This window comes from Clostridium thermarum (assembly GCF_006351925.1).
Taxonomy (GTDB): Bacteria; Bacillota; Clostridia; order Clostridiales; family Clostridiaceae; genus Clostridium_AU; species Clostridium_AU thermarum.
On sequence record NZ_CP040924.1, the window covers coordinates 226,319 to 237,500 of the forward strand.

8 protein-coding genes and 1 rRNA gene (1 of these 9 only partly in view) are annotated in these 11,182 nt (G+C 37.4%); 6 read left to right on the forward strand and 3 right to left on the reverse strand.

What is annotated here, in order from left to right:
- Positions 1–163 precede the first annotated feature (163 nt).
- From FHY60_RS01010 to FHY60_RS01030, 5 genes are all read left to right on the forward strand, one after another.
- Complete coding sequence (locus FHY60_RS01010) at positions 164–1,309, forward strand: glucose-1-phosphate adenylyltransferase (protein ID WP_139902322.1); 1,146 nt, start codon at positions 164–166, stop codon at positions 1,307–1,309.
- 14 nt (positions 1,310–1,323) lie between these two features.
- Positions 1,324–2,433 carry a glucose-1-phosphate adenylyltransferase subunit GlgD gene (glgD, locus tag FHY60_RS01015; protein WP_139902325.1) on the forward strand — a complete coding sequence of 370 codons (1,110 nt, stop codon included), beginning with the start codon at positions 1,324–1,326 and terminating at the stop codon, positions 2,431–2,433.
- Between the two features lie 79 nt (positions 2,434–2,512).
- Positions 2,513–3,946, forward strand: a complete 1,434-nt coding sequence (glgA, locus tag FHY60_RS01020) for a glycogen synthase GlgA (protein WP_139902328.1) — start codon at positions 2,513–2,515, stop codon at positions 3,944–3,946.
- A gap of 86 nt (positions 3,947–4,032) precedes the next feature.
- Entirely contained in the window at positions 4,033–6,462 is a 2,430-nt protein-coding gene (locus tag FHY60_RS01025) for a glycogen/starch/alpha-glucan phosphorylase (RefSeq protein ID WP_139902331.1), read from the forward strand.
- Between the two features lie 52 nt (positions 6,463–6,514).
- The gene (locus FHY60_RS01030; protein ID WP_139902333.1) at positions 6,515–6,952 is read left to right on the forward strand and encodes a VanZ family protein; all 438 of its coding nucleotides are present in this window, start codon (positions 6,515–6,517) and stop codon (positions 6,950–6,952) included.
- Between the two features lie 376 nt (positions 6,953–7,328).
- Here FHY60_RS01030 and FHY60_RS01035 read toward each other — a convergent pair whose 3' ends face one another.
- The 3 genes from FHY60_RS01035 to cls form a co-directional block, all read right to left on the reverse strand.
- The gene (locus FHY60_RS01035) at positions 7,329–8,048 is read right to left on the reverse strand and encodes an MBL fold metallo-hydrolase (protein ID WP_139902336.1); all 720 of its coding nucleotides are present in this window, start codon (positions 8,046–8,048) and stop codon (positions 7,329–7,331) included.
- Positions 8,029–9,393 (reverse strand): MATE family efflux transporter, encoded by a 1,365-nt coding sequence (locus tag FHY60_RS01040; protein ID WP_139902339.1) that lies wholly within the window; start codon positions 9,391–9,393, stop codon positions 8,029–8,031. The genes FHY60_RS01035 and FHY60_RS01040 overlap by 20 nt, the downstream gene beginning before the upstream one ends.
- Before the next feature lie 173 nt (positions 9,394–9,566).
- The gene (gene cls / locus FHY60_RS01045; protein WP_139902342.1) at positions 9,567–10,991 is read right to left on the reverse strand and encodes a cardiolipin synthase; all 1,425 of its coding nucleotides are present in this window, start codon (positions 10,989–10,991) and stop codon (positions 9,567–9,569) included.
- A gap of 175 nt (positions 10,992–11,166) precedes the next feature.
- On the opposite strand from cls, the gene rrf reads away from it, so the two are divergent.
- A 5S ribosomal RNA gene (gene rrf, locus FHY60_RS01050) occupies positions 11,167–11,182 on the forward strand; it runs 101 nt beyond the window's last position.

The following is an 11,182-nucleotide window of genomic DNA, read 5'->3' on the forward strand; positions in this document are numbered from 1 at the left end:
GTTTCTTTAAAGCATTCATACAATCATTATTGCTTGCATAATATAAGAAGGTGCTTTTATAAAAACACAGTATGAAAGTTATTGCAAATAATGTATAATATACTTAAATTGAATATTAAAAAAATTTCAAATTTATAATAAATATATAGTGGGGGGATTAAATATGGCCCAAAAAGATATGATTGCTATGATACTGGCAGGAGGCCAGGGCAGTAGGTTAGGGATTTTGACAAAAAAGGTTGCAAAGCCTGCAGTACCTTTTGGAGGGAAGTATAGAATAATAGACTTTGCCCTCAGTAACTGCGCCAACTCCGGCATAGATACAGTAGGAGTACTAACCCAGTATCAGCCATTAATATTAAATACCCATATAGGCATAGGAAGTCCATGGGATCTTGATAGGAGAAACGGAGGAGTAAGCTTATTGCCACCTTATATGAATGAAGAGGGTGGAAACTGGTATAAGGGAACAGCTAATGCTATTTATCAAAATATCGGTTTTGTGGACATATATGACCCAGAATATGTTCTTATATTATCCGGAGACCATATTTATAAAATGGATTATTCAAAAATGTTGGACTATCATAAGGAAAAAGGTGCTGATGCTACCATAGCAGTTCTTGAAGTGCCATTAAAAGAAGCCAGCAGATTTGGAATAATGAATGCGGATTCTGACAATAACATCTATGAGTTTGAGGAAAAACCCAAAAGCCCAAAGAGCAATCTTGCATCTATGGGAATATACATATTCAACTGGAAGGTTCTTAAGAAGTATCTAAAAGAAGATGAGATGGATAAAAACTCAAGTAATGACTTCGGAAAGAATATTATTCCCAATATGCTTGCTGCTAATAAGAAGCTTGTAGCATATCCTTTTAAGGGCTATTGGAAGGATGTTGGTACTGTAGAAAGCTTATGGGAAGCTCATATGGATTTAATAAATGATGATAATGAACTTAATATTCATGACAACAGCTGGAAGATATATTCTGCAAATCCCATCAGACCTGCTCAATATGTTGGGCCCCAGGCAGATGTAAAAAAATCAATAGTAGTTGAAGGCTGTGTGGTTTTTGGTGAAGTTAAGAATTCCGTACTATTCCATGGTGTTTATATAGGTAAAAATTCCAAGATTATAGATTCCGTAATACTGCCCAATACAAAGATAGGTGACAATGTAACCATAGAGAGGGCAATAATTGGCTCCGATGCTACTATAAGAAAAGGATGTAAAATTGGAAATTCTTCAAAAATTACTTTGATCGGTGAAGGTCAGGATATTAAGAAAGATACTGTTATTGAGTAGCTGGGGGTGGCAATATGTTAAAAGATTATATGGGAATTTTGAACTTAAATGAAAAGGAAGAAAATATAAAAAATCTGACAAGGAATAGAACGGTGGCTTCTATACCGGTGGCAGGAAGATATAGAATAATTGACTTCGTAATATCCAATATGGTAAATGCAGGCATACAGAATATAGGTGTATTTACAAAAAGTAAGTCCCGATCTTTAATAGATCACCTGGGTGGAGGAAAGCCCTGGGACCTGGATAGGAAAAACGGAGGAATGTTTGTATTTAATTTTGGTTATGGAAATCCGTCATTAGAAGATGTAGAGATGTTCAGAAACAATATCGATTATCTGCAATTGAGCAAGGAAAATAACGTAATACTCTCTGCATCCTATATGATATGCAATATAGACTACATTGAAGCCGTAAAGTATCATGAACAGTCCGGAAATGATATAACAATCATATACAAGAAGGCAAAGAATTGCGCAGTAAACTTTTTGGACTGTGATGTACTCAATATGGATAAGGACAATAGAGTGCTCAGTGTGGGGAAGAATGTTGGAGTACACGACAGCAATAATATTGCCATGGAAATGTTCATAATGAAAAAGCAGGTGTTGGTGGAGCTCATATACAAGTGCATAACCACAGGTATTTGCAGAAAAGTAAAGCATGCCATTTATAGAACCCTGAACGAATATAAGGTAGGAGGATATGAATTCAAAGGTTATGTTGCATGTATAAACTCCTTGCAATCCTATTATAAATTTAACATGGACTGTCTTGATGTGAAGGTTAGTAAAGAATTATTCTTTAACAACGGACTCATATACACTAAAGTGAAGGATGAAGCACCAACAAAGTATTCAGAAGGCTGTAAGGTTACAAACTCCTTGATAGCAAATGGATGTATAATTGAGGGGACAGTAGAAAATTCAGTGATCTTCAGAAGAGTAAAGATTAAAAAGGGTGCAGTGGTTAGGAACTGCATCATCATGCAGAATTCTATCATCGGAGAAGGTGCAGAACTGACTAATATCATTACTGATAAAAACATAACCGTAGGTAATGAGAAAGTACTCAGAGGAGATGAGGAAATACCTCTGGTTATTGAAAAAGTAAGTGTATTATAGAAGTTAAAATATTGAGAACAGAAATACAGTATAGGGCTTAGGTTTTATACTGTATTATCTTATATATAGGAGTGATTATATGAAAGTATTGTTTGCAGCATCAGAGGCCCACCCTTTTATAAAAGTTGGGGGCCTGGGAGACGTAGCATATGCTCTACCCAAAGCGCTTAGAAAATCAGGAATAGATGCCAGGGTAATAGTACCTAAGTATGGGACAATAGCTGAACAGCTAAGAAATTCCATGCACACCCTTGCGACCTTTAATGTGCCGGTAGGCTGGAGAAATCAATATGGGGGACTTCAATATATGGAGTATGACGGCATACCTTTTTACTTCATAGATAATGAATACTACTTCAAAAGAGAAAATGCCTATGGCTACTACGACGACGGAGAGAGATTTGCATATTTTTGCAGAGCCATATTGGAAGCTATAAGATTCATGGACGATTTTACACCAGACATCATACACTGTAATGATTGGCATACCGGTGCAGTTATTCCTATACTGAAGGCACACTTTAGCTGGGATGCACAATTCTCAGGAATCAAAACAGTATATACAATACATAATCTTCAATATCAAGGGGTATTCCCCAAGGAAATATTGGGTGATTTACTGGGCTTAGGCTGGGAGTATTTCACTGAAGACAAGATGAAATATTATGATGCTGTGTCCTTCATGAAGGGAGGAATTACTATGGCCGATAAAATATCTACAGTCAGCAGCAGCTACGCTGAGGAAATAAAGACCCCTTACTACGGGGAAGGCCTTGATGGATTACTGAGGGCAAGAAGCTGGGACTTATGGGGTATCGTTAACGGCATAGATACGGAGATCTTTAACCCGGTAACAGACAGTGAGCTATTCTTTAATTATAATGGCGGAAACTTAGAAAATAAGATGAGAAATAAGGAGGAGCTTCAGAAAAGTCTTAACCTTCCTGTTAACAGAAATATTCCTATGATTGGTATGGTAACTCGTCTGGTAGACCAAAAGGGGCTGGACCTCTTGGAACATGTCATTGAAGAAGTCCTTCAAATGGAACTGCAATTGGTTGTTTTAGGAACTGGAGACCCCAAATATGAGAATATGATGAAGCATTTTGCCTGGAAGTATCCGTCTAAAGTTTCGGCTCATATTTACTTTAATAACAGTTTAGCCAAGAAGATATATGCTTCTTCAGATATGTTCCTTATGCCTTCAAAGTTTGAACCCTGTGGAATAGGCCAGCTATTAGCATTGAGATATGGTACTATTCCTATTGTAAGAGAAACCGGTGGTCTTAAGGATACGGTGCAGGCGTATAACGAATTTTCCGGAGAGGGAAACGGCTTCTCCTTCACCAATTATAATGCTCATGACATGCTCTATACCATAAGACGTGCGGTGCAATTCTACTATGATAGGAAAGATGTGTGGAATGAACTGGTAAGGAGAGCCATGTACGAAGACAATAGCTGGACCAGATCTGCATACAAATATATTGAACTTTACACAAGTATAATGTAAAATGGTCAAAAGGTAATTAATAATTTTTCTGGATGGGGCTTTATGCCCCGAATTTCTATTTTAGAATAGAACATAGGGGGGCTACGATGTATATCGATAAGGAAACTATAAAAAGAGATTTTAAAAAGAAATTGACCTCAATGTTTGCGGAAGAAGTACAGGATGCTTCACCGCTTCATCAATATCAGGCATTAGGTGCACTAGTGAAGGAATATGCCTCGGAGAATTGGATGAAGACCAGAAAGCAGTATACCGAGAAAAAAGAAAAGCAAGTATACTACTTTTCTATGGAGTTTTTGATCGGAAGATTGCTTATGAGCAATCTTATAAATCTTGGTATAAAGGATGAATGCGAAAGGGCCTTAAAGGATTTAGGAATTGATCTAGGGGAATTAGAAGAAGTTGAAGTAGATGCTGGACTGGGTAACGGTGGACTTGGAAGATTAGCCGCCTGTTTCCTGGATTCTATGGCGTCCTTGGGAATACCCGGCCATGGCTGTGGTATAAGGTATAACTACGGACTATTCGAGCAGAAAATTGTAGACGGATATCAGGTAGAAATTCCGGATAATTGGCTGAGAGACGGGAACGTATGGGAAACCCGTAAAGAAGATAAGGCTGTAGAAGTTCGGTTTGGGGGATATGTAGAAACATCCTTTGAGAACAATAAGCTTACCTTCCATCACCGCAATTATGAGCCAATTATTGCTGTACCCTATGATATTCCAATAGTAGGCTACCATAATAATACGGTAAACACTTTAAGACTTTGGAGTGCTGAGCCCGTAGGCAGAGAATTTGACTTTAGCTCCTTCAGTAAGGGTGAATACACAAAGGCAGTTGAGTATAAGTCCTGGGTAGAGGCAATTTCCCAAGTATTATATCCGGATGATTCAAGAGAAGAAGGTAGAATTTTAAGACTTAAGCAGCAGTACTTCTTTGTAAGTGCAGGTATTCAGAGTATAATAAGAAGATTCAAGAAGCTGGGAGTGCCTATTCAAAGGTTTGACGAGTATATTGCCATACACATCAATGACACTCATCCTGCAGTGGCTGTAGCTGAATTAATGAGAATATTGGTTGATGCTGAGGGTTTATCCTGGGACGAAGCCTGGAGAATAACTACAAATACAATGGCCTATACTAACCACACAATAATGTCCGAAGCCTTGGAAAAGTGGCCAATAGATATGTTTAGAAATATACTTCCAAGAATCTATATGATAGTGGAAGAAATTAACAGACGATTTGTGGAAGAACTCTCTGCAAGATATCCCGGTGATGAGGAAAGAATAAGAAATATGGCCATCATAGGCTACGGAAATATTAGAATGGCACACTTAGCTATAGTAGGAAGCCATTCTGTAAATGGAGTTGCCAAGCTTCATACGGAAATTCTTAAAAAGCAGGAATTAGCTAATTTCTATCAGTACTATCCAAATAAATTTAATAACAAGACAAATGGTATCACCCATAGAAGATGGCTGATCCAAGCAAATCCAAGACTGGCATCAGTTATTAGCAGTGCTATAGGAAACAAGTGGATATACGTGCCAACAGACCTCAGAAGATTGATGGGCTTTTCCAAGGATGCTTCCTTCCAGCGCAAGATCAGTCAAGTGAAGTATGATAATAAGGTGGATTTCTCCAACTATGTGAAGGAACACTACGATGTAGACATAGATCCAAACTCTATATTTGACGTTCAAGTAAAGAGACTACATGCATACAAGAGACAGCTCTTAAATGTATTCCACATAATGGACCTTTACAATAGACTAAAGGAAAATCCTGATTTGGATATAGTGCCAAGAACCTTTATCTTTGGGGCTAAGGCATCTCCAAGCTACTATCTTGCAAAGCAGATAATAAAGCTTATTAATACTGTAGCAGACAAGGTTAATAAGGATACTTCTATAAAAGGCAAACTTAAGGTAGTATTTCTGGAAAACTACAGGGTGTCACTGGCAGAAAAGATAATCCCTGCTGCAGATGTCAGCGAGCAGATCTCAACAACCACAAAGGAGGCTTCAGGTACCGGCAATATGAAGTTCATGATGAACGGTGCTGTAACAATAGCTACCCTTGACGGGGCCAACATAGAAATAAGGGATGAGGTCGGAGATGACAATATAGTAATCTTTGGTATGAAAGACTACGAAGTATTGAACTACTACAGAAATGGCGGATACTCTGCTATGGAGGTATACAGAAATGACATCAGACTTACCAGAATAGTAGATAGTCTTATAAACGGAAGTTTCAACGTATCCTATAATGAGTTTAAGATGATATATGATTCCTTGCTATATCAAAATGATGAGTATTTTGTACTAAAGGACTTTGATTCCTATGTAAATGCCCAAAACAGAATAAATGAGCTGTATAAGGATAAGGCAAAGTGGCAGGAAATGTGCATTTGCAATATAGCAAATTCCGGGGAATTCTCCAGTGACCATACCATTATCCACTATAGCAAGGGAATTTGGAATACAAAACCAACTATAATTCTATAGAAAAAGCTTGGCTTTACCGCTTATGTATTCTCAACACGAAAGGGAGCAAAGCATGAATAAAAGGAAAATGAAAGTACTGTTACTGATTGCATGGATGATTATTATATTCTTATTTTCTCAGCAGCCGGCGGATGTTTCTAATGAAAATAATGAATTTATCGTTTATATATTTGATTTATTAGGTATAGACTTAAATGGGGCCTTTGGGGCTTTTACGGATTTCGCAATTAGAAAGACAGCGCATTTTACTGAGTATTTTATACTTTATATTTTATTTTTCAATGTGTTTAATGAAAAGTATAGTCTAACAAGGGCTTTAATTTACTCGCTGGTTGGAGTGTTTTTATATGCTTGCACTGATGAGTTTCATCAACTCTTTGTGCCTGGGAGATCAGGTAAGGCGGTGGACGTTCTTATAGATACCACTGGTGGGCTGGTGGCGCTTACTACGGTTTATATTGTCACCTTCAAAAAAAGCTCCGCAAAATAAAATAAACTTCTTCTAAATTCAAATAAACTTCTGACGGAGTAGGTTTAAGGTCGTTAGGATAGTAGCATAAAGGTGAAAGAGAAATAAGGTTTAAAGCAAGGTATTGCAAGGACTTAGCAAGGTTTTAGCAAGAGAAAAAGAAGGAGTAGGAAGCAAGACTTTATATTAAACTCAAAATACATTCCATCTTCAAAAAGAACTCCTCAAAATAAACAGCAGGGGATAATAAAAGGAGCTATATCAAATAGCCCAGACTGTTGATAAACATTATATGGAAGTGGCTGTCGCATTAGCGATTAAAAATTGCTAATGCGTCAGCCACTTTTTCAACAACCTGAGTAATTAGTAATTACTCATTGCTCACTTAAATAAGAATCTACACTACGTTAAAGCCTAAGCTTTTAGCCTTATTTGGATCAAAGGAATCATCCAAATGCATACAGTAAACCTTATTGCGCAGGCCCGGCTCTATTATGTGGGACAGCCTATTCAGTGATAGATGTGGGATATCTGGGCCATCGTAGCTACAGGTATCTTGATAGAGAAAGTCTATCTCATTGTTTGACAGGCTTTGAAGTACCCTGTCAGGTATACTGCTGGAATCTCCGCTGTAAAATAATTTGTACTTATCTAGGGTAATTAAGTATCCGTAGCAATTAAGGGGAGAGGTATGTTGCTGAACAACATATTCAAGCTTTAGGTCAAGAAATGAATTCACCAGACCAACTCCATCTTTAATAATTTGGGTATCATAGAATTCTGAGGTCACCCCCAGTAAATTTAGAAACTGGGTCAAGGTACCTAGATCCGGATAGATAAGGGTTGTCTTCATCTGTTTCATGTAATAGGTATAAAATATCAGGTCCCCCAGAGACCCCACATGATCGGGATGCATGTGTGTAATTAGTACATAGAGCTTCTTCACATCTTTCAATAAGTCTAAGGTCCGAATTCTGTGGAACACGGTGCCGCCGCAATCAATTAAAACCATAGCATCCTTTCTTTTTATATAGGCAGAGTTATTGCCCAGCTTGTAATTAAAGGCGCTTCCAGTTCCAATAAAGTTTAATAACCCGTTAGTGGCTAGTGGATTCAAGACTTACCTCTCCTTTTTTGAATTTTCTTTTAAACAAGATAAATAGCAGAATACCATCAAAAGACCATTGAATTGCAGTAATGAGCCAGACAAATACTACAGACAAGCGCAGGATATATATTAAATAATACATTAGTGGTAGTCTTATTGCCCAACAGGAAATAAGAGATACCATAAAGGGGGTCTTTGTATCCCCTGAGCCCTTTAAGGCACCACCGGCAATCATGGAAACTGCAAGAAATGGCTGTTCAATTGATGCAACCTTCAGGCAAAGAGTTCCAAGACCGATTACTTCCTTTTCACTTTCACCTATAAACAGCCTGATCAGGAAGCCGGGGAAGAGCAGGAATATAAGGGAGCAAAGAAGCATTATAACAACGCCTATAAAGATTGAAGTATTGGCATAATCCTTAGCTTTTTTATAATCCTTTTCTCCTATTTTATGACCTACCAGTGTGGTTGCTGCAATAGCAACTCCCCAACCGGGCATGAAAGAAACAGATTCCACCGTATTGGCAATTTGATTAGAAGCAAAGGCTATAGTTCCGGTTCTCATTATAATAAAGGTACTTAAGAGCCTGCTGATGCTAAAGGCTGCCTCCTGCATGGAAGAGGGAATAGCAAGCTTAAGCAGATCTTTTATCTTATGAACACTAAAGCCATTTATGTATTTTAGACGAATACTTATAGCTGACTTGCTTCTTATGTATAGGCTAATAAAGATAAAGCCGCTGATATGAGCTATAGCAGTAGCGATGGCTGCTCCCTTTATTCCCAGCTCCGGCATTCCGAATTTACCGAATATCAGGACCCAGTCTAAAAATATGTTGATAAAGTTAATTACAAGAGATGCCAGCAAAGGGACCTTTGTATTGCCGGAACCCCTCAGTATTGCATTCATAATATTCATCATCATATTGAAAAATATTCCTAAGGAAACAATTTTCATATATACAGTTCCTACAGCTATTACTTCATCAGTAGCACCGGCAAGAGAAAGTATCTTGCCGCTAAAGGCAAATAATAAGGCAGATATGCAAAGAGCCAGTATAATCCCTGCCATAAAGCCTAAGGAGGCGTATTCCTCCGCATTACTGTGCTCCTTTGCCCCAATACGGCGTGCCACCAGAGAGGTAACGGCTACGGAAATACCAACGGAAATAAAAATATTGCTAAAGGTATTTATTATTTCAGCGCTTAAACCTACACTGCTTACTGCTAAATTTCCCCCGTATTGTCCAACCATCATGGTATCAAAAACACCAATCATCATATATAGTATCATCTCACCTACTGCAGGTAAGGCAAGAGACGCCACATCTTTTACAATACTTTTCTTAATCATACTACACCTCAAGTCTATCCAGGTTACAAACATCTGCAGTATTTATAATAAGTTATTTTCGGTTATATAACAATAAGGATGTGGAATTTTAGAAGGAAAAACTCCGCAGATTTTATAGTAATGAGGAATAATAAAAGCTTTGAGAATTGAGAGAAAATCTTTCATCACAATTCTCAAAGCAGTGAAGAAAAAATTCTACAGAAGGACTCCCAAACCCTCAGGGGACGGGAGATATTGTCCCATTCCTCAATATGAACTCTTCTGCTTTGTGCTAAGTCCTCCGTAAATTGCCCCTCAAGCTGCTTAGTGATTTCGGTATCGTATATTACTGCATTTATTTCATAGTTCAGTTCAAAGCTTCTCCTATCCATATTGGCAGTACCAACGGTACATAGTTTACCATCAATGGTCACCACCTTTGAATGGATAAAAGCATCATCTTTATATAAGTAAACTTCAACTCCGCACTTGGACAATTCGGCCAAATAAGTTCTTGAAGCATAGTATACGAGAAGATGATCATAGCGGCCAGGGAATAATATCTTTACGTTTATTCCTCCCAGGGCAGCAATTTTTAAAGCTTCTTGAATACTTTCTGAGGGAACAAAGTAAGGTGAGGTTATATAAATATGATCCTTTGCTAAGCTTATCATTTTCAGTATACCTTGCTCTATAGAGTGATATTTTGAGTCAGGACCACTTCTTATTAGCTGCATTATCTTCCCGCCTTCTCTGTCTACAGCCTTGAAGTAGTCTCTAAAATCTTCCCCATGAAATGATACTTTTTTCTTTGCGTCTTTTAATGTGATATAGTCATCAATAAATACTGCCTGTAAGCCAAGAACAAAGTCACCTTTAACCATAAGATGGGTGTCCCGCCAAAAACCAAGCTTTCCTTTGCCAAGGTATTCATCCCCGATATTTATTCCGCCGATAAATCCAACCTCCCCATCTATAACTACAATCTTCCTATGGTTCCTAAAGTTAATTTGAGTATTTATAGTTTTCAGCAGAGGGGCAAGGAAATACGAATATTGAACAACATCTACGCCGGCTTCAGCCAATTCCCTTAAATAACTCTTCTTAATATTTATAGCACCCACCCTGTCCATTATGAATCTTACCTTTACACCTTGCCTGGCCTTCTCTATCAGTATGTTCTTTATTTCATTTCCAATAGTGTCGCTTTTAACTATATAATATTCCAAATGAATATGATGCTTAGCCTTTTTTAATTCTTCTTTCAGGTGGTGGAATTTTTCATCGCCATTCTTTAGAACTGTAATTTCATTGTTTACATATAGAGGTGATTCACTGTTGTTTGCAAGAAGTTCAATCAAGTGGAAGTACTCCATGCCTTCTAAACGATGCATAGCATTAAATATGAGTTCCTGAACATCAGGAGAAAAACTTTCACGGAGTTTGTAAACTTTCCAGTTACGGCCTAGAAAAAGATATAAGAATATGCCTACAGGAGGTAGAAGGATAAAAACTAATAGCCATGCTATAGTCTTTTCTGGTTGCTTTTTTTCAAGCATTATCAATGTAATAGTCAATAAAACATAGATAACAAAGAAGAGGGTTAGTATAAATTGCATAATTAACCTCCATTAACCTAATAAACCATTGCTTTAATTATTATGTCCTCAATAAATAATTTATCATACAAAAGCCATTATAAAAAAGTACAAAAAATTATTAAAAAAATATTGACAGTTAATCATTATACCACTATAATTAATAAATGTAATAGCGCAATAGTGCTGTTAAATATCTGGTGATGATAGCG

What these genes read in the sequence shown, in the direction of transcription:
- FHY60_RS01010 (WP_139902322.1), top strand. Translation starts at nt 164, where the DNA reads ATGGCCCAAAAAGATATGATTGCTATGATACTGGCAGGAGGCCAGGGC.
- glgD (WP_139902325.1), top strand. Translation starts at nt 1,324, where the DNA reads ATGTTAAAAGATTATATGGGAATTTTGAACTTAAATGAAAAGGAAGAA.
- glgA (WP_139902328.1), top strand. Translation starts at nt 2,513, where the DNA reads ATGAAAGTATTGTTTGCAGCATCAGAGGCCCACCCTTTTATAAAAGTT.
- FHY60_RS01025 (WP_139902331.1), top strand. Translation starts at nt 4,033, where the DNA reads ATGTATATCGATAAGGAAACTATAAAAAGAGATTTTAAAAAGAAATTG.
- FHY60_RS01030 (WP_139902333.1), top strand. Translation starts at nt 6,515, where the DNA reads ATGAATAAAAGGAAAATGAAAGTACTGTTACTGATTGCATGGATGATT.
- FHY60_RS01040 (WP_139902339.1), bottom strand. Translation starts at nt 9,393, where the DNA reads ATGATTAAGAAAAGTATTGTAAAAGATGTGGCGTCTCTTGCCTTACCT.
- cls (WP_139902342.1), bottom strand. Translation starts at nt 10,991, where the DNA reads ATGCAATTTATACTAACCCTCTTCTTTGTTATCTATGTTTTATTGACT.